We start from the raw sequence: 21688 nt of genomic DNA on the forward strand, positions 1-21688 counted from the left end.
CCTGCGGCTGTCCACATACGGAGGGTCCGCCCCGACGGGGATGGGTTAATCGCGGATCTTCCGGCTAAGCTGTCAGCAGCGCTCCCATCCTTGGGTCTGTTTGTAGTTCGCTGAGTGCGGACCATGCAGGTTCCGGTGCCGGATTGCAAAGATTTAGCGGTTTCCACGCAGGAATCCGCGGCTACTACTTGGCAGCAGCAATGAAAGGCGGCACCCCTCCGTGAAGTTCAGAGTCGACCGCGACGTCCTGGCAGAAGCCGTTACGTGGACCGCGCGGTCGTTGTCTCCGCGGCCGCCAGTACCCGTGCTTTCCGGCCTCCTCCTCAAAGCTGAGGCAGGAACGGTCAGCCTCTCGAGCTTCGACTACGAGACCTCGGCACGCCTGGAAATTCCGGCAGATATTGCTGTTGAGGGCACAATTTTGGTTTCGGGACGCTTGCTGGCAGACATCTGCCGTAGCCTTCCGTCGGCTCCCGTGGAAGTGGAGACCGATGGCAGCAAAGTAACGCTCACTTGCCGTCGAAGCAGCTTCCACCTGGCAACCATGCCCGAGGCTGAGTACCCGGCACTCCCGGCTTTGCCCACCATCAGTGGCACGTTGCCCGGCGATGCTTTCGCCCAGGCTGTTTCCCAGGTGATCATTGCTGCCAGCAAGGACGACACCCTCCCGATCCTCACCGGTGTGCGCATGGAAATCGAGGATGACCTCATCACCCTCCTTGCCACCGACCGTTACCGCCTTGCCATGCGCGAAGTCCCTTGGAAGCCGGTTACTCCCGGAATTTCCACCAGCGCCCTGGTCAAGTCCAAGACCTTGAACGAGGTAGCAAAGACCCTCGGCGGCAGTGGCGACATCAACCTCGCCCTTGCCGACGACGACAGCCGGCTCATCGGCTTCGAAAGCGGCGGACGCACCACCACCTCACTCCTGGTGGATGGCGACTACCCCAAGATCCGTTCACTGTTCCCCGACTCCACACCCATCCACGCCACGGTCCAGACCCAGGAACTGGTTGAGGCCGTTCGCCGTGTTTCCCTCGTGGCCGAGCGAAACACTCCGGTCCGCCTCGCCTTCACCCAAGGACTGCTGAACCTCGACGCCGGTACGGGTGAGGATGCCCAGGCGTCCGAAGAACTCGAAGCCCAGCTTTCCGGCGAAGACATCACCGTGGCCTTCAACCCGCACTACCTCGTTGAGGGTCTGAGCGTCATCGAGACCAAGTACGTTCGCTTCTCCTTCACCACAGCCCCCAAGCCGGCGATGATCACGGCCCAGGCTGAGGCGGATGGCGACGACCAGGACGACTACCGCTACCTCGTGATGCCGGTCCGCCTTCCCAACTAACCGGAACGTACCCGCCACCTTCGCAGAAAAGAGTCCCCACTGTGCACATCGGTCTGATCGGCCTCGGAAAAATGGGTTTCAACATGCGCCAGCGCATGCGGAACGGCGGCATCGAGGTCACTGGTTTCGACCGCAATCCGGACGTCACTGATGTTGCTTCCGTAGATGAACTCATCGCGGCACTTCCCAGCCCGCGACTGGTGTGGGTCATGGTGCCGTCAGGCGCGATCACCGATGCAGTGGTGACCGAACTGGGTGAGAAGCTCAGCCCAGGTGACTTGGTGATCGACGGCGGGAACTCACGTTTCACCGAAGACCAGAAGCACGCTGCGGCGCTTGCCGAAAAGGGCATCCGTTTTGCCGACTGTGGCGTATCCGGAGGTGTCTGGGGCCTTGAGAACGGTTACGGACTGATGGCGGGCGGCGCCGATGAGGACATCGAACTCGCCATGCCGGTGTTCGACGCCCTGCGCCCTGAAGGCGAACGCGCCGACAGCTTTGTCCACGTTGGAGGTGTTGGGGCCGGCCACTACGCGAAAATGGTCCACAACGGGATCGAATATGGTCTGATGCAGGCCTACGCCGAAGGCTACGAACTTCTGGCAGCCAAGGACATCGTGAAGGACCTTCCGGGGACGTTCCGGGCTTGGCAAAAGGGAACGGTGGTCCGCTCCTGGCTCCTGGACCTCATGGTCAAGGCGCTGGACGAAGATCCCGGCCTGGCCTCTATTGACGATTACGTGGAGGATTCCGGCGAGGGCCGCTGGACAGTGGAAGAAGCGATCGCCAACGCAGTGCCGGCACCAGCCATCACGGCTGCGCTTTTCGCCAGGTTTGCTTCCCGCGAGGACAATTCACCGGCCATGAAGATGGTTTCTGCCCTGCGTCACCAGTTCGGCGGACACGCCACCCGTCCGGCCAACTAGGCCGCAGGAGTCCTGCAAACGGCGTGTACCTCGAACATCTTTCGCTGACGGATTTCCGCAGCTACGCACAGGTTGACCTGAAACTGGGCCCGGGCGTGACTGTCCTTGTAGGGTCCAATGGAATCGGCAAGACCAACCTCATGGAAGCCATTGGATATCTGGCGACGTTGAGCTCCCACCGCGTCAGCACGGACGCGCCTTTGCTCCGTTTCGGTGCGGAACGCGCCATGATCCGAGCCAAGCTGGTCCGCGGGGAACAAGCCACCGTTATCGAACTGGAAATCAACGCCGGGCGAGCCAACAGGGGCCGCATCAACCGCGGAAACCCGGTGCGGGCCAGGGACATCCTGGGGATCTGCCATACGGTGTTGTTCGCGCCGGAGGACTTGGCGCTGGTCAAGGGCGATCCCTCGAACCGCCGCCGTTTCCTGGATGAGCTGCTGGTCAGCCTCGTGCCACGGCATGCTGCCACGCGGAGTGACTATGACCGCGTCTTGAAGCAGCGCAATGCCCTCCTGAAATCTGCCCGAGCGGGAAAATTCACCGCAGGTCATGAGGCCACCCTGGACGTGTGGGACCAGCATATGGCCCGGGCGGGCGCTGAGCTGCTCCACGCCCGGCTGGAACTGGTGGAACGTTTGCGGCCCCACCTGAACAGCGCTTATGCGCAGCTGACCGACGGATCCAAAGAGGCTGGGGCGGTCTACCGTTCAACCATCCAAGGCGTGCTGGACGACGACGGCGGTCCAGCCGACCACGGTACGGAACCTGCGGCGTCGGTTGATGACCTCCGGCTGCTGTCCGTTGATGACCTCACCGAACGCTACATCCAGGCTTTCGCAGCATCGCGGAAGAAGGAACTGGAACGTGGCATCTCCCTGGTGGGTCCGCACCGCGATGAACTGGAACTGGTGTTGGGCCAAGCTCCGGCCAAGGGCTATGCGTCCCATGGTGAAACCTGGTCCATGTGCCTGTCGTTGCGCCTTGCTTCCTACTACGTGATGTTGGATGACGCCCGTACGGGTGGAACCGCTCCGATCCTCATTCTTGACGACGTTTTCGCTGAACTGGACGTCCAGCGGCGGCGTAAACTGGCTGCAATTGTTGCCGGTGCCGAGCAAGTGCTGGTGACTGCCGCCGTCGATGCCGATATCCCCGAGGAGCTGGCCGGACGGCGCGTAACCGTTGTTCCGGGAGGCATCGATGGCGAAGGATAGCCGCGACGGACTTCAACCCGGCCGCGATCCGGATGAGATTGATGCTGCCCAGGCGGCGTTGAACCGCATGCGCGAGGCCGCAGCCGCGCGGGGCGAAGTACGGCAGCGTGCCCCCCGGCCAGGATCTGCCCCACAACGCAAGGGAATCCGGGATACCAGGGGTTTCGCGAAATTCCATGGCAGCGGCCGGGATCCTTTGGGCCTCGGCAATGTGGTGGGCCGTTTGGTGGCTGAGCGCGGATGGACATCCCCTGTGGCAGTCGGATCCGTCATGGCGGAGTGGGAAACCCTTGTTGGGACGGACATTTCCGCCCACTGCACGCCGGAGAGTTTCACGGACACAACGCTCCATGTCAGGTGCGATTCCACGGCGTGGGCGACGCAGCTCCGTCTGCTCAGCACGAGCCTCCTGGAGATGTTCCGCAACGAACTGGGCGAAGGAGTGGTGACCAGCATCCAGGTGCTGGGTCCATCTGCTCCAAGTTGGCGAAAAGGCGGGCGCAGCGTCAACGGTCGCGGGCCGCGCGATACCTACGGCTAAACGGCGTGCAGGGCGATTCAACGCCCCGGAGTCGTATAGGCCCCCATCGGGACCACCGTAGGGCCATTGCAGATAGGGCCAGCGCCCTCCTACGGCCATATTCAGCTCTCGGCTGCCCCCGTATTTGCAAGGATTTGCGGGTTTCCACGATAGAATTGGCGTAGATCACTGAGCGCCGGTGAAACGTCGTTGGGGTCCTGGATCCACTCTTGTGGCATTGCGACCCCCTTCGTCGGAGTAATCGGCGCAATCAGTCACGTGCCCGTTGACGGCTGCGGTTCGCCGCGGACACCACCGGGAACGGCCGACATCGAGTACAGAGGAGTCGAAAGCGCCTGTGGCTAACGACAATGCAGAGACCTTGGCAGTAGAGCCCGAAGAGGAGACTGTTCCCAAGCCTGATACGCCCGCAGAGGCGCCCAGGGAGTACGGTGCCAGCGATATCACCGTGCTGGAGGGCCTCGAAGCGGTGCGCAAACGCCCCGGTATGTATATCGGATCCACTGGTCCCCGCGGCCTGCACCACTTGGTCTATGAAGTGGTGGACAACTCTGTTGACGAGGCACTGGCTGGTTACTGCAGCCACATCGAGATCACCCTCCGTGCCGATGGCGGCGTCCGCGTTGTAGATGATGGGCGCGGTATCCCCGTGGACATTCACCCGACAGAGGGCAAGCCGACGGTTGAAGTGGTCATGACCATCCTTCACGCCGGCGGTAAGTTCGGAGGCGGCGGCTACGCTGTTTCCGGCGGCCTCCATGGTGTGGGTATCTCCGTGGTCAACGCTTTGTCCCGCCGCGTGGACACGGAAGTACGCCGTCAGGGCCACGTGTGGCGCATGACCTTCGCCGACGGCGGCAAGCCGCAGGGCGAACTCGTCAAGGGTGAGGCCACTGACGTGACCGGAACGTCCCAGACGTTCTACCCGGATGGCACGATCTTCGAGTCCACCGAGTTTGATTTTGAAACCCTCCGGGCCCGTTTCCAGCAGATGGCCTTCCTCAACAAGGGCCTGCGGATCACGCTGACCGATGAGCGTCCGGTTTCCCGCGACGGCGATGATGATCTCGATCTCGATGCCGTCGCCACCGAAGGCGAAGTTGCCGCAGAACACCGCACTGTGGTGTACCAGTACCCGGACGGCCTGCTGGACTACGTCAAGCACCTGAACTCGAACAAGAAGGTCGAGATTGTCCACGAGGACGTCATCGCTTTCGAAACCGAAGACACTGAGCGGCACATCGCCGTCGAGGTTGCCATGCAGTGGACCACCGCGTACTCCGAGAGCGTCCACACCTACGCGAACACCATTAACACCCATGAGGGTGGAACGCACGAAGAGGGTTTCCGCGCTGCGATGACCTCGCTCATCAACCGTTACGCGCGGGAGAAGAGCATCATCAAGGAGAAGGAAGACAACCTCACGGGTGATGACATCCGTGAAGGTCTGACGGCCGTTATTTCCGTCAAACTTTCCGAACCCCAGTTCGAAGGCCAGACCAAGACCAAGCTCGGCAACTCCGAGGTCAAGGGCTTTGTCCAGCGCGTCGTCACGGATCAGTTGGGTGACTGGCTTGAACGCAACCCCGGCCCCGCCCGCGACGTGATCCGCAAGGCCATCTCGGCTGCCCAGGCACGCATGGCTGCACGCAAAGCCCGCGATAACGCCCGCCGGAAGAGCCCGCTGGAATCGTTCGGCATGCCCGGAAAGCTTTCCGACTGCTCCTCCAAGGATCCTTCACGGTGCGAGGTTTACCTGGTTGAGGGTGACTCCGCAGGCGGTTCGGCCAAGCGCGGCCGCAACCCGGAAACCCAGGCCATCCTGCCCCTGCGCGGCAAGATCCTGAATGTTGAGCGTGCCCGCTTGGACAAGGCCCTCGGCAACGCCGAAGTCCAGTCCATGATCACCGCCTTCGGCACGGGCATCGGCGAGGACTTCGACATTTCCAAGCTTCGCTATCACAAGATTGTTTTGATGGCAGATGCTGACGTTGATGGCCAGCACATCACCACCCTGCTGATGACGCTGTTGTTCCGCTACATGCGCCCGCTGATCGAAAACGGATACGTTTACCTGGCCCAGCCGCCGCTGTACAGGATCAAGTGGTCCAACGCTGCACACGACTACGTTTACAGTGACCGCGAACGTGATGAAACCATCCGCAAGGGTGCTTCCATGAACAAGCGGCTCCCCAAGGACAACGGCATCCAGCGCTACAAGGGTCTCGGCGAGATGGACTACACCGAGCTGTGGGACACCACCATGGATCCGGATCGCCGCACGCTGCTGCAGGTCACCATGGATGACGCACTGGCTGCCGACCAGACCTTCTCCGTCCTGATGGGCGAGGACGTTGAATCGCGCCGTAACTTCATCCAGCAGAACGCCAAGGACGTCAGGTTCCTCGATATCTAGGGCTCCACAAGGGCATCTGAATATTCTCGAACTGACATATACCTGAAACGGAAACCTTAGATTATGAGTGACGAAACTCCCGAAGTCCCGGCGGAACCCACTGCCGACGACGTAGTTCTTGAGGGCGATGTGCTGACCGACCGCGTGGAGCAGGTGGACCTGCAGACAGAGATGCAGCGGTCTTACCTCGACTACGCCATGGCCGTTATTGTCGGCCGTGCCCTCCCGGACGTCCGCGATGGCCTGAAGCCGGTGCACCGCCGCGTTTTGTACGCAATGTTCGACGGCGGTTACCGCCCCGACCGCTCGTTCAACAAGTGCGCCCGCGTGGTGGGCGACGTCATGGGTACCTATCACCCGCACGGTGACATGGCGATTTACGATGCCCTGGTGCGTCTGATCCAGGACTGGACCATGCGGTACCCGCTGGCACTGGGCCAGGGCAACTTCGGCTCACCGGGCAACGACGGCGCCGCTGCACCGCGTTACACCGAAACCAAGATGGCACAGCTGGCCATGGAAATGGTCCGGGATATCGACGAGGAAACCGTCGACTTCCAGGACAACTACGACGGCAAGAACCAGGAACCCACCATCCTGCCGGCGCGTTTCCCCAACCTGCTGGTCAACGGCTCCTCCGGCATCGCCGTGGGTATGGCCACCAACATTCCGCCGCACAACCTGCGCGAGGTTGCCGAGGGCGTGCAGTGGGCACTCGAGAACCCCACGGCCACCCGGGAAGAGCTTCTTGAGGCGCTGTTGCTGCGCATCAAGGGTCCCGACTTCCCCACAGGTGCCACTATTTTGGGCCATAAGGGCATCGAAGACGCCTACCGTACCGGCCGCGGCTCCATCACGATGCGCGCCGTGGTCAACGTCGAGGAACTCCAGGGCCGCACATGCCTGGTGGTGACCGAACTGCCGTACCAGGCCAACCCGGACAACCTGGCCATCAAGATCGCCGAACTGGTCAAGGACGGCAAGATCTCAGGTATTGCGGACCTCCGCGATGAAACCTCCGGCCGTACCGGCCAGCGCCTGGTGATCGTGCTCAAGCGCGATGCTGTGGCCAAGGTGGTCCTGAACAACCTTTACAAGCACACGCAGTTGCAGGACAACTTCTCGGCGAACATGCTGGCAATTGTCGACGGCGTTCCGCGCACCTTGAGCCTTGACGCGTTCATCCGCCACTGGGTTGCGCACCAGATGGACGTCATTGCACGCCGCACCCGTTACCGCCTGCGCAAGGCCGAGGAAGAAGCGCACATCCTGCGCGCGCTCCTCAAAGCGCTGGACATGCTGGATGAGGTCATTGCCCTCATCCGCGCGTCCAACACCACAGAGGCTGCCCGTGAAGGCCTCATGGAGCTCTTGGAGATCGACGAACTCCAGGCCCGTGCCATCTTGGACATGCAGCTGCGGCGACTGGCCGCCCTGGAACGACAGAAGATCCAGGACCGCCACTCCGAGCTCGAGTCGATGATCGAGGAATACAACTCGATCCTCGCTTCCGAGGAGCGGCAGCGCCAGATCATCAGCGAAGAACTCGCGGAGATCGTGGCCAAGCATGGCGATGACCGTCGCACGCACATCCTGATGGGCTTCGACGGGGACATGTCCATGGAGGACTTGATCCCCGAAGAGGAAATGGTTGTCACCATTACCCGTGGCGGCTACGTCAAGCGCACCCGCAGCGACAACTACCGTTCCCAGCAGCGCGGCGGCAAGGGCATCAAGGGTGCACAACTGCGTGGCGACGACGTCGTGGAACACTTCTTCGTCACCACCACCCACCACTGGCTGCTGTTCTTCACCAACCTGGGCCGCGTCTACCGTGCCAAGGCCTACGAGCTTGCAGAAGCGGGACGTGACGCCAAGGGCCAGCACGTGGCCAACCTGCTGGCTTTCCAGCCTGATGAGCACATCGCCCAGGTCCTGGACCTCCGGGACTACCAGCAGGCCCCTTACCTGGTGCTCGCCACCAAGAACGGCCTGGTCAAGAAGACGAGGCTCGAGGACTACGACACCAACCGCACGGCCGGCGTCATCGCCATCAACCTGCGCGACGAGGACGAGTTGGTTTCCGCCCAACTGGTCAGCGAGACCGACGATCTCCTCCTGGTCTCACGCAAGGGCCAGTCCATCCGCTTCACGGCCACCGATGACGCACTGCGCCCCATGGGCCGTGCTACGTCCGGTGTGACCGGTATGAAGTTCCGTGAAGACGACGAATTGCTTGCTGCAGACGTGGTCCAGGACGGTTCCTTTGTCTTTATCGTGACCGAGGGCGGCTATGCCAAGCGGACCGCCGTGGACGAATACCGTCTGCAGGGCCGTGGTGGCCTGGGCATCAAGGTTGCCAAGCTTGCTGAAGACCGCGGCGACCTTGTGGGCGCCTTGATCGTGCAGGAAGAGGACGAAGTCCTGGTGGTCATGGAGGGCGGCAAGGTGGTCCGCTCGGCGGTCACCGGCGTGCCGGCCAAGGGCCGTGACACCATGGGCGTCATCTTTGCCAAGCCGGACAAGAATGACCGCATTATTGAGGTTGCGCGCAACAGCGAACGCGGCCTGGAAGTCGAAGAGTCAGAAGACGGACTCGACGATGACGTAACGTTGGCTGCAAACGACGGCGCCTCTGAGGCGACCGTGACGGCCGAAACGGAAAACGACGCAGACCCGGAAACCGAAACGGGCGCGGAGCTGAACGAAGACAACACCGGAGGTAACGAGTGAGTAATTCCGACTCATATCCCAAGCCGAGCACAGGTGTCCCCGGCGGACTCCGGCAGCCCTCGGGCAGCGCACAAGCAGGAACGCCTGCACGGCCCCAACAGCGTCCCGGAACCGGGGCAACCGGGTCCGGCGCAGCTGGAGCACGCCCGGCAACTGGCGCCAACTCCGCACAGCGGCCCTCCGGAGCTCCTGGACAGCGGCCCGCCCAGGCAGGACAGCGGCCTGCAGAGGCTACCGGACAACGCCCGGCTCAGCCCGGCCAACGTCCTGCCCAGTCAGGTCAGCGCCCCGCACAGGGTGCCCCCGGCTTGGTGAAGCCTGCGCCCAAGGCCAAGGTCCGCCGCGCACGTCTGCTGGTCAGCAAGGTGGATCCCTGGTCCGTCCTGAAGATGGCGTTCCTTTTGTCCGTTGCGTTGGGCATCGTCACGGTGGTGGCTGCCATCGTGCTGTGGACTGTGTTGGATCTCACAGGCATCTTCAACCAGGTGGATAGCCTTCTGGGGACCCTGGCGGGATCGGAAGGCAGTGGATTCGAACTGAAGAAGATCGCGTCCCTCGGCCAGGTGGCATCCTTCGCCACCATCATTGCCGTGGTGAACGTGGTCCTGTTGACCGCGCTCTCCATGCTTTCCGCAGTTCTGTATAACATTTCCGCAACGTTGGTTGGTGGCGTCGGCGTCACTTTGACCGACGACTAATAAAAACCCTGGGAAATACGCCGAAATTGGCGGAATTTCCTTACGGAAATGCCTCGATTTGAGATCGGGCCGGGATGTGCTGTACAGTCATATCTCGGCCCGATGAGGCATCGGGGCGTATAGCTCAGGCGGTTAGAGCGCTTCGCTGATAACGAAGAGGTCCCAGGTTCAAGTCCTGGTACGCCCACGGAACCGAAAGAGGTTCAGGTAAAACTGAACCGGAATGAGGTGCTTGTGAAGAAGTTGCTGGTAGTTTTAGCAGCGGCAGTCGCAGGTCTCCTGGTCTATAAAAAGGCGCAGGAATCCGAAGCCCGGAAGGACGTCTGGAGCAAGTCAACCGATACGGTCGACTAGCCGAGGAACCCGGTCTGAACTGGTAAATACCAGGGTGGACATGGGGTATGATTGACGGGTTGCTTCTTATGGGGGCATGGCGCAATTGGTAGCGCACCTGCTTTGCAAGCAGGGGGTTCGGGGTTCGAGTCCCCGTGCCTCCACCATAAGAAAAGTCCCGGTCAGAAATGGCCGGGACTTTTGCTTTTAACACCATTACCCGACTACGTCCGGAAACCCCCGGCGCAGGGTATGCCCTTGGAGGATCTCAGCCAGCCGGAACCTTCTGCAAAGCCCGCTCAAGGAACGATGCCAACTCGCTGTTCCCCAGGACGGGGGTCACCACACCCAGCTCCAGCGTTGGCTGTGTCTTGGCGCCGGCAGTCTTCAGGGCACCCTGCACTCTGGTCCGTGCTGCGGTTGCGGCTTCTGTATCGCCGCGTTTGGCCGCCTCCAGCATGGTGAGGGCCTCCTCGACGCCCCGTCCGTACTCAGCCGCCGCTGCGACCCACGTAGTGCCGTCCAGGGCGAAACCAGGCTCCGCCATCCGGGGCAGGAGCGCGGGAAGCCGCTGAAGCAGCCCAGCGCGGTTCCGCAGTGCCCCCGAGTGTTGCGTGCCGGCGTCGTACTCCGCCCAGAACTGGTCGATATCGCGCCGCAGCTCCGGTGCGGAAGGGGTGAGTTCGTCGTCCTGCCAGTCCTGGTTCAGGTCCACGAAGGCCCTTACGGAAGCTTGGACCTCACGATCGGGCCCGGCGAGCAAGGCCAACGCTGCGTTCATGGAATTGGAAGCGTTATAGGCGGGGCCATTCCAGGAGAGGTCTGCGTAGTTGAAAATGGCGGGTAGGGAGAGATAGGGCTGGATCATTGGGTTGGTGACAATGCCATGGATGGACCGGTGCAGATCTGCGTCCCTGCCAATGACGGGTGCCAGGAAGAGATGGTCCTGGGAGAAGTCGTTGACCGGATAGTTATCCCAGATGACGATGCTGCGGGAGGCATCGGGTGTCCCGTAGGTCTGGCCGGCTATCTCAGCTGACTTCCGGGTAATCCGGTGGGAGACGACGTCTTCACCCGTCCACTGCACCACAATTCCGGGGTTCAGTGCCTGACCGAGTTCGCGCTTGTATGGAGTGCTCGGTGAGCCGTTGTAGAAGGTGGGGACTGTTTCCAAGGGGAGGACGCCGTCCTTGGCCGAGATGAATTTTTCATTCACGTCGTTAAGGAAGGACGCTTGTGCCTTCGCCAGGTTTGCTTGCCCCGCGCCGAATTCCCGGAGGTCTTCCGCGCACTGGACTTTGGTGGCGATGTCATCCAGGGGAATCACGTAGGAACGCACTCCCAGCGCATACAGGGATTCAAGTTTCGCCACCGCGTCCTCAAGGTCGGCCTGGCGCGAATAACAAACGTCGATCCCGGGCGAGAGGGCGTAGCTGAAGCGGACGTGATTGGCGGCAGCAGCGTCGATCAGTTCCCGCAGCTCCTCGAGCTCCTGGTCGGTGTACAGCTCGCGCCACTTGTCGCGCAGCAAAGGATCGTCCTTGGGCGAGTAGATGTACGTGTTCATCTTCTGGCTGCCCGCAAATTCAATGACATCCAGACGGGCTTGGTGGGACCACGGCGTGCCATAGAAGCCCTCAATGACGCCCCGGGTTTGCATCAACGGCCAGTCACTGACCAGGACCGGGGCCACAGAGCCGGCCTGAAGCAACTGCCGGAGGGTCTGGACGGCGTGGAAGACGCCGTCGTTGTCGCGTCCGGCGAGGACCGCCGTCGGAATACCGTCAGGCTGTCCGGTAGCAATCGCATAGCCTTCAGCGCGTCCAAGGGCATCACGGACGGAGGAGTCGCCGTCCGCCCGCAGGGCCTTGAGCGCCGGGCGCATGGCGGACCCGGTGCCAAGATGGACGGCAGCTGCCCCGTCGCGGGGGTTGGCAAGCTGCGTCACAACTTCTGCGGTTCCTCCAGTGCCGGTCACGAGGTCCTGCACGGCGGCGATGGAGGCTTGATCGGTCCCGGGAGGTGCCACAACGTACACGTGACCGGTCAACGGAACAGCGGCGCCGGTTGCGGCCCGGGCATGCTGCGGTACCGGGAAAATGCTTGGAACGCCTGCCATGTTTCCCCCAGGACCGCCGGTTCCGCCAGGACGGTCACGGGAAACAACGAACCATCCAGCGACCACCAGAGCAGCGGCGAGCACCCCTGCAGCCACGAGCAGCAGGACAGATCGCCGACGCTTGGCGGGTGCTTCGCTCAATCAGGTAACCCCTTGGGTATGCCGTCACCGGCTCACGGGAATGCTGAGTCAAGACAACCACACTGTAGGGGCATCAGATAGGGCTGGAACGCTCCCCCACCCCACTAGTGTTGATCCGTGACCTTTCTCATTGCCGCCCTGGGTGTTCTGGGTGTTGCCTCCTCCGGACCGCTCATTGCGGGCACCCTCGGAGCTACCTCAGTGACGGCGCTGGCGATCGCTTTCTGGCGGAATGCGATCGGTGCGGTAGTGATGGCCGCTCCGGTGGCCATCCGCGAGCCGAAAGCGTTCGGCCGGATCACCCAGCGGGAATTCGGCTGGTCCACCGTTGCCGCCGTTGCTCTGGCGTTCCACTTCGCCTGCTTCATCACCGCCCTTCAACTGACGTCGGTGGCGGCCGCAACTGCCTTGGTGTGCCTGCAATCCGCGTGGATCGCGGTGTTCCAGCTGTTCCGGGGCACACGGCACCGCTGGCCGGTGCTGGTGGGCCTGGGGATCGCTTTCGGCGGCGTGGTCGCCATTACCGGGTTCGATCTGGGTTCCTCACCGGAGGCCCTGCTCGGAGATGTGCTGGCCATTGCCGGCGGCGCTCTGGCGGGTCTGTACACACTTGCGGGCGGGAAGGCCCGCCAATCCATGGGAACTGGCACCTACACCACGCTCTGCTACGGCATGTGCGCAGCGATCGTGGCGGTAATGGCCCTGTTCAGCGCCCAGCCACTGACAGGGTTCGACGCCGGCGGCTGGCTTGGCATTATTGCCATCACCGTTTGTGCGCAGTTGGTAGGGCACACGGCGTTCAACCACTTGCTGGCCACGATGAGTCCGCTGCTGGTGTCCATGATCATCCTGCTGGAGATTCCGGGCGCTGCCATCCTGGCTGCCGTCTTCCTGTCTGAGACCTTGCCTGCCGGGACTTACGCGGGCTTGGCACTGATCCTGGTTGGCCTGGCCGTGGTTGTTGCCGGGCAGCGGCGCGCACGCCCTGCAGCGGATCGACGCGAAGCTGAGCTGGGCACGGACTGAGGATCCGTCGCCGGGCGCTTGTAGTCGGTGCTGCGCGCCTAGACACCACCGCGGCGGGCGCCCTGTGCGGCGTTGGCCGTGTGGATGGCCCGGAGAATCTTGGCCGGGAAATACACCGAGAAGAACACCACCATGGGTGCTTTCAGGGCCATCTTCTTGACGTTGTGGGCCTTGTACGTCCGGTCGAAGCGCTGCACGTAGTAGCGGTAATCGCGGGGTGAATCCTCCAGCCGGCGCGCAGACATGCCGGACACCATCTGCGGCACGTACTGCACTTTGAGGTCGTGCTCGAAGAGATGCAGGGACAGATCGATGTCCTCGTGCATCTCATCCTTGGGATCCAGGCACGCTTCGTCGCGGATGGTCTCCCAAGCAGTGCGGCGAAGGGCCATGTTGGAGCCGAAGAGGAAATGGTATTGGTGTTTGGCCAGGCGCAACATGAGCTGTCGCATCTTGTCGTCCGCCTTGAGGCCGAAGCGGCGCATGGGCATGTCGTAATAGACCACGGGACCCGTTGCTGCAGCGATCGACGGGTCAGTGAACGCCTTTTGGACTTGTTCAACCCAGTCCGGTTCCAGCACGGAATCTGCATCGATGCGTCCCACGACCTCGCCCGTGGCACTGTTCAGGCCATGATTGCGGGTGGGGATCAGGCCCTGCGAGGCTTCCTGGCGCAGGAGAATGATGGGGCTTTCCGGGTATTCCTGCTGCATCTGGCGCACGATCCTGGCTGTGCGGTCCGTGGACAGGTTGTCCACCACAATGATTTCGTCAGCAGGTACGGACTGGTAGATGGCCGCGATAAGGCACTGGCGAATGACGCTTTCCTCGTTATACGCCGGGATGACGATGGACACGCCCGGGGGCACCGGACCATCCTGAAGGGCACCCGCAGAGGGTCTATCGGCTGACATCATTCCAAATCTAACACTCGAGGCTGTGCGTCGTACGGAGGCTTTGGTTACAAGCCGGCAAACACTGAAGGGATCCCGGCGATGACCGGGATCCCTTCAGTTGCTCGACGTGCCGGCCCCTGCTTGGGGCCATATGTCAGTGCTTAGTTCTGTACACCTTTGCCATCGGAGTCCGAGCCCTCAGTGTCCTTGTGCAAGCTGGCAGCGATGTTCTTGACTGCAGTCTTGGCGTCGGTTGCCACCTTCGCAGAGGAGTCCTCCACGTTCTGGAAAGCATCCTTGGTGGCCTGCTCTGCCTCAGCTGCGGCTTCCTCCGGCGTGATGTCCTTCGTGCCGGATTGAGTGACCGCGGCAGCAGTGGCTGATGCTGAGGCGTCAGCCGAAGCCGGGGCAGCCGGAACCGGAGCGGGCGTCGGAGTAACCGGGGAAGGTGTCTTCCACGGATCCTCCACCGGCTTGGAGGCCTTCCATGCCGCAACGCCGGCGGCAGCGGCCGCAGCGATGACAGTCACGATCAGCCAGCCGCGTTTCTTCGGCTTAGGCTGTTCCTTCACCAAAGCGGTGGAAACGGCCTTGGTGGCCTGATCGGTCACTGCCTTGATCTGCTTGCCGGTGGCCTGCGCCTGCTCCTGGACGCTGTGCACAACGCCGGAATCAACCAGCTTCTGCGCCACGGCGTCAACCTGGGCCGGGGCGTTCTCCAACGCGTGGTGAACTGCTACCGAAGCCTGGCCCAATTGCTCGGACAGCTTGGGCAGGTACTCATCCACCACTTTGTCCCGCGCATGGCCGAGAGCCGGAGTGGCTTTGTTGAGCGTCTCCTGGATCCTGGGCGTTGCGTCCTCCACTACGTCATGGATCTTCGGCGCGAGGTGCGCCAATCCATCCTGAATCCGCGGCGTAACAACAGCAACGCCGTCGGCGAGGTTGTGCGCAGCGGACTTCAGCCCCTCTTGAATCTTGGGGGAAGCGGTATCGATGCCGTGCTGGATACGCGGAACAGCCCAGTTGACGGCGGCTTCCACGCGGGGTGCTGCCCAGTCGCGGGCGTTGTCCACACCTGCCACAACTGATTGTTCGAGGTCGCGGGCAATACGGTCTGATTTCTTCACAACTACCTCCCGATACACATGCTCGTTTGTTGCTAGCCTACGTCGCTTGGGGAACACCGGCTATTCATCTGCCCGATTCGTCCCGGATTTCACCGAGCGCGGAACCGGCTTTACAACTGCAACGGCGTTGACCCTGCATGGAAGAATGGGGCCATGACCATCGCAACCGCAAAAGCAACGATCCACACGACCCTCGGCGACATCAAGGTTGACCTCTTCGGCAACCACGCGCCCAAGACGGTCGCCAACTTCATTGGCTTGGCCACGGGCGAAAAGTCCTGGAACCACCCCGAAACGGGCGAAGACAAGACCGGGACGCCGCTGTACGACGGCACCATCTTCCACCGCATCATCAAGGACTTCATGATCCAGGGTGGAGATCCCCTGGGCCGCGGCGTTGGCGGACCGGGCTACCAGTTCGACGACGAAATCCACCCGGAACTGACCTTCAACGCACCGTACAAGCTGGCCATGGCCAACGCGGGTATCCAGATGGGCAAGGGCACCAACGGGTCACAGTTCTTCATCACCACCGTGAACACCGACTGGCTGTTCGGCAAGCACAGCATCTTCGGCGAGGTCACGGATGAGGAATCCCGCAAGGTTGTGGATTCCATTGAGGCCGTCCGCACCGGCATGGGCGACCGCCCCGTTGAGGACGTCGTCATCAACAGCATCGACATCGAACAGCTCTAGTCAGACTCTGAACCTGAGCTCATGAGTTACGGAATCCCGTCGGCAGAGCCGTCCGCTGATATTCCGGTGTGCCCGAGGCACCCGGACAGGCCCTCCTATGTGCGGTGCCAGCGCTGCGGGCGCCCTGCGTGCCCCGAGTGCCAGCGGGCGGCCGCCGTCGGGTTCCAATGCGTTGACTGCGTCAACGAACAAAAACGTACGACGCCGGTCTACCGGTCGCCGTACGGCGGCGCCTTGGCTGTGGGCAAGCCCTTGGTGACGTACGTGATCATTGGCCTGTGCCTGTTGATCTTTGTCCTTCAGTGGATCGTGCCCCGGGATGCGGTCTTCCAGAACTTTGCTTTCGCGAATATCTTCGCCGACAGCCAACCGTGGCGCATGCTCACCGCGGCCTTCCTGCATTCGCAGGGTTTCCTGCTTCATATCGTCCTTAACATGTACACGCTGTGGATCTTCGGACAAGCCCTTGAGCCTTTGCTCGGGCGCATCCGGTTCCTCGCTTTGTACTTGATCTCTGCCGTCGGCGGATCAGTGGGCTACCTGGCCCTGACCCCGATGCTTCCGCCCGTTGCCGTGGTGGGTGCGTCCGGGGCCATCTTCGGCCTCTTTGGCGCCATGCTGGTGGTGCAACGTCACCGTGGCGGTGAAACCAAACAACTCTGGGTCCTGATCGCCATCAATGGAGCCATCGGTTTCTTCGTTCCCAGCATCGCGTGGCAAGCGCACCTGGGTGGCTTGATCACCGGCGGCCTGGCAGCTGCCGTTATCGCCTACGCGCCAAAGGGCAAGAATCAAGCCCTGCTGCAGGCCGGCGGGCTGATCCTGGTGGCTGGCCTGTTGGCCGTGGTCACGTGGTTCCGCGTCACTGCTGGATAGCCGCCCGTCAGCATAGTTTCCCTGTCCGCGGCCCGCTTGCCCTTCTTTAGCCTGGAACCTGCATCACCGGCTGCCGCAGGATGGTCTTGAGCTTCTCCGGTGCCGTGCGGCGCGGATCGCCGAGGTAGATTTCGTGGTGCTTGCCGGTCATAGCCAGTGATCGACCGGGAATGAAACTGTTGTGCATCTCCTCAAGCACGGGTGCCTCGTCATCGTAGGACCCAAGGTGGAGCGTCTGTACACTCATGCCTTCCTCCAACGGCTCCAATCGGAGTCCCTCCAAGGCCGGAGCCTCCCCCTTTTTGGCCACCATCTCGCGTGCTGCATCAAAATGCTCATGGGTGATCCACTCCGGGATCAGGTTCATCAGCGTCCAGTCCCACTGTGATTTATCCCTGGCGCTGGTGAAGGACTCCATGTCATCGGCCCACCAGAGGGCCTCCAAGGGCATTACACCGTAATCCTTGTCCAGCTGGTTCTTACTGAAGAACTTCAGCTTGTAGGCAACCGGATACAGAGTGGTCACAGCGTCCTTGTAGGCCTGGGCGCTGTTGGGGTCTCCGTGGCCGTCAATCATCAGGAACTGCAGCGGCGGGACTGTCACTACCGAAAACTCGCCGTGCTTGGCGCTGTAGGTGTGGATCAGTTTCTTGAAGTCGCTCTTCATGCCACCACGGTACGCCCCTGGGCAGACGGCATCGATGTACGCCTTCTCGCAGCGGCAATGGTGGTTATCCGAGGTGTTATCCACAGCTGTTATCCACACTGTGTGTAACTTACATGCGTGTAGTTAGACCCGCTTCCGGTCGTTGGGGCCGTCAGATCGGCAGATATCCCCCGAAAGGCATGAATTTCTCCACACCTGTGGATAACTTTGTCCCCGTTGGTCCCATATATGTGGACAAACGGGATGATTATGGGCCCCATGTGGACAACCCTGTTAATGACGTCCCACAGCTACGACTATCAACAGGCTTATCAACACTGTTAATAACTTACACTCGTGTAGTTCAGGGCATCCCACGTGCTCTGGGTCCCGGCATCGTGGGGATTTCCACCGAGAAACCCACAAGTTTTCCCCACCTGTGGATAACTTGTGCGTAGGAAGTTGTTATTAAGTGGGTAACCTCCTGGCCCCTTGGTGGCTGCCCTGTGGTCGACGGGGCAATGTGCCAGTGGAAGACCGGAGGGTGTCAGTGGAAAGGCCGGGGCCGAAGGACCGCCACTACGCCCTCGATGTAACCCAGGGCAAATCCGGCAATCCTACGAGGTTGAACATTCGGTGAAGCTTGGGGCACTATCCACAGCCCAGTACACAGTGGGTAAAACTGTCCATACCCGGTATGTGTAGCCAAAATTGGCGCCAGCCCAACGATCCGCGGCCAATTTACGTGGATGTCCACAGACTTTATCCACGGCTGTGGATAAAGTTGCACACTTCTGTGGACAAGGGCTGGGGATTGCCGCACCACGAGTTAACGCCAACGCTGAGCCGATGGCTCAGGCCCATACCCCCGACGACCCGCGGCGGTGGCTGTCCACCAGATGGGTGTCAATGATGCCGATTGCTTCCATGAGGGCATACATGGTGGTGGGCCCAACAAAAGCGAAGCCCTTCTTCCGGAGAGCCTTGGAGAGTGCGATTGACTCCGGAGATGTTGTGGGGATGTCCGCATAGGTGCGGGGTGCCGGGGTGGTCCGAGGCTGGAAGGACCACACAAAGTCCACCAGCCCACCTTCCCCGCGCAGGGCAATGGTGGCCTTGGCATTGGTGATGGCTGCACGGATCTTGAGGCGGTTTCGGACAATCCCCGCATCCTGCATCAGCCGTTTGACGTCCTCATCCGTGAAGGCTGCAACGCTCTCCGGATGGAAGTCCAGGAACGCACTCCGGAAGGCTTCCCTTTTCCGGAGAATGGTGGCCCATGACAGGCCCGCTTGGAAGGCTTCCAGACTGATGCGTTCGTACATGCCCTGCTCATCGCGGACAGGCATTCCCCACTCGTGATCGTAGTAAGCCTGCATGAGCGGGTCCGAAGCAGCCCACAGGGGGCGGGCAAGGCCGTCCTCACCGATGACGGTGCCGTCGTCCGGGCTCATGCATGCTCCTCCGCGGCCGGGGCTCCTGGAACCCGCGGCCAGTTGTTGTGGCGTCTGGGGATATTCTGCCGGGTGGCTCTGACATTCATAGCCTCAGGACATTCCAGTAACCCTCATGGTGATGTTGATCCGTCCGTGCGACAGACCGCAATCCTCGGGAGCCGTTCCGGGAAAGACCTTGGGAATGCCGTGATAGGCGAACCTGGACGGCCCACCGAAAACGAACAGGTCCCCGGAGCGGAGTTCCACATCCGTGTACGGCTTGGTCCGGGTCTTGGTATTGCCGAACCGGAAGAGGCAGGCCTCGCCGATGCTGAGGGACACTACCGGAGCCCCGGAGCGTTCGTCTTTGTCCTGATGCATGCCCATGGCAGCGCCGTCGTCGTAGAAGTTCACCAGCGCGGCGTCGGGCGTGTAGTCCGAGGCAAGATCGGCCAGCGACCCATCCGGGTCGGCTCCGGACGCATAGGCGTCCGCAACAGCCTTCCGGCCCAAACGAACCATCCAGTCCGGGAAATCGAGCACGGGACGGCCGTTGACGTCGGTGGCTTCCCGCGTGTACTTGTACGGTTGCCAGTGCCACCCAAGGCAAACGGTGCGTACCGACATCCGGCGGCCGCCCGGAAGTGTTGCCGCCCGCAAAGGCACCGGACCCTGGGTCCATTCACCAAAGCGCCCCACGATCCACCGCTGCTGTTCGGCGCTGAGCCAGCCGGGAACATGGACCGCACCCGGGGCAATCAGCCGGGGTCCGGCGTCGTGCGCTTCCGGCTGAACCAGCTCCAACGGGAACAAGGCGTCATCGCTCACGCCGCTGCCTCTAAAGTGAGCAGCGCGCGTTTTGCCTCCGGTCCCCCGAGGTAGCCGCCAAAGCTGCCATCCGATTTCACTACACGATGGCAAGGGATGATGACGGGGAGCGGATTGGTGGCACAGGCAGTTCCGACAGCCCGGACCGCATTGGGACTGCCCGCAGCCAATGCCACCTCCGCGTAGCTTTCCGTGCGACCATAGGCAATCCGGGGTAGGTGCTGCAGCACGTTCAGCCGGAACCCACGGGACAGGCGGAAGTCCACGGTGAGATCGAACTCTGTCCGGGTGCCGCCGAAATACTCCTCGAGTTGCCGCGCAGCACCGTCCAAGCGTGCCGGTGCCTGAAGAATGCGGGGGCTGATGGTGTCGGACAAGCGCTGCAGGACTTCGGCGTGGTTTTCCGCCTCAAAGGCCACCCGCACGATTCCCCTGTCAGTGGCAGCCAAGAGGAGCCTTCCCACGGGGGAATCCACCACTCTGTAAGCCACGTCCAGGGTGTGCGTCAGTTGGGCATCGCGGGCAAGCCGGGCACGCAGGCTCGCAAGCGCGGGTTCCAGGCCGGCGTCGAGGGGTTCCAGGAGCGCCAGGACGTCCGCGTGGTCAGGGCTTGATTCAAGGGTCATCGGATTTCTCCCTTCGGAAGTGAATGTGCCAGCACCGGAAGGTCAGCCAGTACGCTGCGGAGTGCTTTGACGCCGTCCGTCCCTGCGCGTCTCGCAGCCTCAGGAGTACCTCCCAGAAGTGCGGCTACGTCCTTATAGGGAAGTCCAGCCAGGTAGTGATACGCCACGGCCTGCCGTTGTTTGGGTGGAAGATGGGTCACCGCGTCCAGTAACTCTGAGTGGTCCTCACCGGGAATGCCCAGGCGCGAAGCGTGCTCAGGCGGGGAATCCACCGGAACGGCCCGACGGTTGCCGGCCCGCAGGTGGTCGACGCATTTTCGGTGCGCTATGGTGACCAGCCAGGCCTGCACGTTGGCGTCGTGCGGGAGGTCAGGATAAGCCTGGAGGGCCGCGAGGAAGGTATCGGACCAGGCATCATCAGCATCGTGCACGCCCAGGACCGCACGGCACACCCGAAGGACGGTGGCGCCCTGTTCCTGCACTACAGATTCGAAGGGTATTTTGCTGGTCGTTTGCCGAAGCTCCATCAGAAAAGCTTTCCTTCTTTCACAACCACCGGTTCTTCCAATTCAAGAAGGAAGCGTTTGTTCGGGAGGCCACCGGCGTACCCGGTCAGTTGACCTTTGCGTCCCACCACGCGGTGGCAGGGAATGATGATGCTGATGGGATTGCGACCGACCGCGGAGCCCACGGCCTGGGCCAGATGGGGATCGCCCAACTCAGCGGCCAACTCGCCGTAACTGACTGTTTCTCCGAAAGGGATATCCTGGAGCCGCGTCCAAACCTTCTCCTGGAAGGGGTTCCCGCGTGCCTCATGCGGGATGTCAAAAACGGTGCGGTGGCCACCCAAATACTCGTCCAGTTCCTGCCTGGTCCGGGCGAACACAGGATCCTCGAGCTCTACAGGAACCCCGAAGTAGTCGGGCGGAGGCATATGCCAGTGGCCCTCGTAGAAGATGCCCGTCAAAAATTCCCCGCGGGCAGTCAGCGTCAACTGCCCCAACGGGGAATCCATGGTGGTGTGCCGGATGCTCATATCTTGTAGACGTCCACGGGCAC

The 21688-nt window shown here is 61.9% G+C and carries 20 protein-coding genes and 2 tRNA genes; 13 read left to right on the forward strand and 9 right to left on the reverse strand.

The window, feature by feature from the left end; genetic code table 11:
• Positions 1-220: 220 nt before the first annotated feature.
• The 10 genes from dnaN (at position 221) to ACIQLI_RS13725 (ending at position 10376) form a co-directional block, all read left to right on the forward strand.
• Complete coding sequence (gene dnaN, locus ACIQLI_RS13680) at positions 221-1345, forward strand: DNA polymerase III subunit beta (protein WP_089593048.1); 1125 nt, start codon at positions 221-223, stop codon at positions 1343-1345.
• Between the two features lie 41 nt (positions 1346-1386).
• Positions 1387-2271, forward strand: a complete 885-nt coding sequence (gene gnd / locus ACIQLI_RS13685; protein WP_089593049.1) for a phosphogluconate dehydrogenase (NAD(+)-dependent, decarboxylating) — start codon at positions 1387-1389, stop codon at positions 2269-2271.
• Between the two features lie 23 nt (positions 2272-2294).
• Positions 2295-3488: a DNA replication/repair protein RecF gene (gene recF, locus ACIQLI_RS13690; protein WP_400389272.1), complete on the forward strand. Its 1194-nt coding sequence runs from the start codon at positions 2295-2297 to the stop codon at positions 3486-3488.
• A complete protein-coding gene (locus ACIQLI_RS13695; protein ID WP_207595585.1) occupies positions 3475-4029 on the forward strand; it encodes a DUF721 domain-containing protein in 555 nt (184 codons plus the stop codon). The genes recF and ACIQLI_RS13695 overlap by 14 nt, the downstream gene beginning before the upstream one ends.
• A gap of 337 nt (positions 4030-4366) precedes the next feature.
• Positions 4367-6445: a DNA topoisomerase (ATP-hydrolyzing) subunit B gene (gyrB, locus tag ACIQLI_RS13700; RefSeq protein WP_089593052.1), complete on the forward strand. Its 2079-nt coding sequence runs from the start codon at positions 4367-4369 to the stop codon at positions 6443-6445.
• 63 nt (positions 6446-6508) lie between these two features.
• Complete coding sequence (gyrA, locus tag ACIQLI_RS13705; protein WP_354231514.1) at positions 6509-9178, forward strand: DNA gyrase subunit A; 2670 nt, start codon at positions 6509-6511, stop codon at positions 9176-9178.
• On the forward strand, positions 9175-9876 hold the full coding sequence (locus ACIQLI_RS13710; protein ID WP_354231516.1) for a DUF3566 domain-containing protein: 702 nt from the start codon (positions 9175-9177) through the stop codon (positions 9874-9876). The genes gyrA and ACIQLI_RS13710 overlap by 4 nt, the downstream gene beginning before the upstream one ends.
• A 113-nt stretch (positions 9877-9989) precedes the next feature.
• Positions 9990-10063 (forward strand) — tRNA-Ile (locus ACIQLI_RS13715).
• A 47-nt stretch (positions 10064-10110) separates the two neighbouring features.
• The gene (locus ACIQLI_RS13720; RefSeq protein WP_400389278.1) at positions 10111-10230 is read left to right on the forward strand and encodes a DLW-39 family protein; all 120 of its coding nucleotides are present in this window, start codon (positions 10111-10113) and stop codon (positions 10228-10230) included.
• Between the two features lie 70 nt (positions 10231-10300).
• Positions 10301-10376: transfer RNA gene (locus tag ACIQLI_RS13725), tRNA-Ala, on the forward strand.
• 101 nt (positions 10377-10477) lie between these two features.
• Here ACIQLI_RS13725 and ACIQLI_RS13730 read toward each other — a convergent pair.
• Positions 10478-12469: a beta-N-acetylglucosaminidase domain-containing protein gene (locus ACIQLI_RS13730; protein WP_400389281.1), complete on the reverse strand. Its 1992-nt coding sequence runs from the start codon at positions 12467-12469 to the stop codon at positions 10478-10480.
• A gap of 117 nt (positions 12470-12586) precedes the next feature.
• Here ACIQLI_RS13730 and ACIQLI_RS13735 point away from each other — a divergent pair, with 117 nt between their 5' ends.
• Entirely contained in the window at positions 12587-13495 is a 909-nt protein-coding gene (locus ACIQLI_RS13735; protein ID WP_400389284.1) for a DMT family transporter, read from the forward strand.
• A 38-nt stretch (positions 13496-13533) separates the two neighbouring features.
• Here ACIQLI_RS13735 and ACIQLI_RS13740 read toward each other — a convergent pair whose 3' ends face one another.
• Positions 13534-14409 carry a glycosyltransferase family 2 protein gene (locus tag ACIQLI_RS13740; protein WP_354231522.1) on the reverse strand — a complete coding sequence of 292 codons (876 nt, stop codon included), beginning with the start codon at positions 14407-14409 and terminating at the stop codon, positions 13534-13536.
• Positions 14410-14552: 143 nt separating this feature from the next.
• On the reverse strand, positions 14553-15521 hold the full coding sequence (locus ACIQLI_RS13745; RefSeq protein WP_400389287.1) for a hypothetical protein: 969 nt from the start codon (positions 15519-15521) through the stop codon (positions 14553-14555).
• A gap of 153 nt (positions 15522-15674) precedes the next feature.
• Between ACIQLI_RS13745 and ACIQLI_RS13750 the strand changes: the two genes are divergently transcribed.
• Both ACIQLI_RS13750 and ACIQLI_RS13755 read left to right on the forward strand, forming a co-directional pair.
• Positions 15675-16217: a peptidylprolyl isomerase gene (locus tag ACIQLI_RS13750; protein ID WP_026541003.1), complete on the forward strand. Its 543-nt coding sequence runs from the start codon at positions 15675-15677 to the stop codon at positions 16215-16217.
• Between the two features lie 21 nt (positions 16218-16238).
• The gene (locus ACIQLI_RS13755; RefSeq protein WP_089593058.1) at positions 16239-17093 is read left to right on the forward strand and encodes a rhomboid family intramembrane serine protease; all 855 of its coding nucleotides are present in this window, start codon (positions 16239-16241) and stop codon (positions 17091-17093) included.
• A 46-nt stretch (positions 17094-17139) separates the two neighbouring features.
• Here the strand turns inward: ACIQLI_RS13755 and ACIQLI_RS13760 are convergent, their stop codons facing one another.
• The 6 genes from ACIQLI_RS13760 to ACIQLI_RS13785 all read right to left on the reverse strand — a co-directional run bounded on the left by ACIQLI_RS13760 (position 17140) and on the right by ACIQLI_RS13785 (position 21665).
• Entirely contained in the window at positions 17140-17760 is a 621-nt protein-coding gene (locus ACIQLI_RS13760; protein ID WP_400389291.1) for a GyrI-like domain-containing protein, read from the reverse strand.
• An 833-nt stretch (positions 17761-18593) separates the two neighbouring features.
• Complete coding sequence (locus ACIQLI_RS13765; RefSeq protein WP_400389294.1) at positions 18594-19193, reverse strand: DNA-3-methyladenine glycosylase I; 600 nt, start codon at positions 19191-19193, stop codon at positions 18594-18596.
• A 93-nt stretch (positions 19194-19286) separates the two neighbouring features.
• Positions 19287-20003, reverse strand: coding sequence for an alpha-ketoglutarate-dependent dioxygenase AlkB family protein (locus tag ACIQLI_RS13770; RefSeq protein WP_400389297.1), 717 nt, complete (start codon positions 20001-20003; stop codon positions 19287-19289).
• A complete protein-coding gene (locus ACIQLI_RS13775) occupies positions 20000-20629 on the reverse strand; it encodes a methylated-DNA--[protein]-cysteine S-methyltransferase (RefSeq protein WP_354231534.1) in 630 nt (209 codons plus the stop codon). Before ACIQLI_RS13775 ends, ACIQLI_RS13770 begins: the two co-directional genes overlap by 4 nt.
• Positions 20626-21156 (reverse strand): RNA polymerase sigma factor, encoded by a 531-nt coding sequence (locus tag ACIQLI_RS13780; RefSeq protein ID WP_400389301.1) that lies wholly within the window; start codon positions 21154-21156, stop codon positions 20626-20628. The genes ACIQLI_RS13775 and ACIQLI_RS13780 overlap by 4 nt, the downstream gene beginning before the upstream one ends.
• Complete coding sequence (locus ACIQLI_RS13785; protein WP_400389304.1) at positions 21156-21665, reverse strand: methylated-DNA--[protein]-cysteine S-methyltransferase; 510 nt, start codon at positions 21663-21665, stop codon at positions 21156-21158. The genes ACIQLI_RS13780 and ACIQLI_RS13785 overlap by 1 nt, the downstream gene beginning before the upstream one ends.
• Positions 21666-21688: the final 23 nt, after the last annotated feature.

It is taken from the genome of Paenarthrobacter sp. NPDC091669 (genome assembly GCF_044756725.1).
Lineage (GTDB): Bacteria > Actinomycetota > Actinomycetes > Actinomycetales > Micrococcaceae > Arthrobacter > Arthrobacter bambusae_C.

Coding starts and splice junctions, on each gene's coding strand:
- ACIQLI_RS13695 (WP_207595585.1), top strand. CDS start 3,475: ATGGCGAAGGATAGCCGCGACGGACTTCAACCCGGCCGCGATCCGGAT.
- gyrA (WP_354231514.1), top strand. CDS start 6,509: ATGAGTGACGAAACTCCCGAAGTCCCGGCGGAACCCACTGCCGACGAC.
- ACIQLI_RS13785 (WP_400389304.1), bottom strand. CDS start 21,665: ATGAGCATCCGGCACACCACCATGGATTCCCCGTTGGGGCAGTTGACG.
- ACIQLI_RS13765 (WP_400389294.1), bottom strand. CDS start 19,193: ATGAGCCCGGACGACGGCACCGTCATCGGTGAGGACGGCCTTGCCCGC.
- ACIQLI_RS13775 (WP_354231534.1), bottom strand. CDS start 20,629: ATGACCCTTGAATCAAGCCCTGACCACGCGGACGTCCTGGCGCTCCTG.
- ACIQLI_RS13760 (WP_400389291.1), bottom strand. CDS start 17,760: ATGAAGAGCGACTTCAAGAAACTGATCCACACCTACAGCGCCAAGCAC.
- ACIQLI_RS13750 (WP_026541003.1), top strand. CDS start 15,675: ATGACCATCGCAACCGCAAAAGCAACGATCCACACGACCCTCGGCGAC.
- ACIQLI_RS13755 (WP_089593058.1), top strand. CDS start 16,239: ATGAGTTACGGAATCCCGTCGGCAGAGCCGTCCGCTGATATTCCGGTG.
- ACIQLI_RS13780 (WP_400389301.1), bottom strand. CDS start 21,156: ATGGAGCTTCGGCAAACGACCAGCAAAATACCCTTCGAATCTGTAGTG.
- ACIQLI_RS13740 (WP_354231522.1), bottom strand. CDS start 14,409: ATGTCAGCCGATAGACCCTCTGCGGGTGCCCTTCAGGATGGTCCGGTG.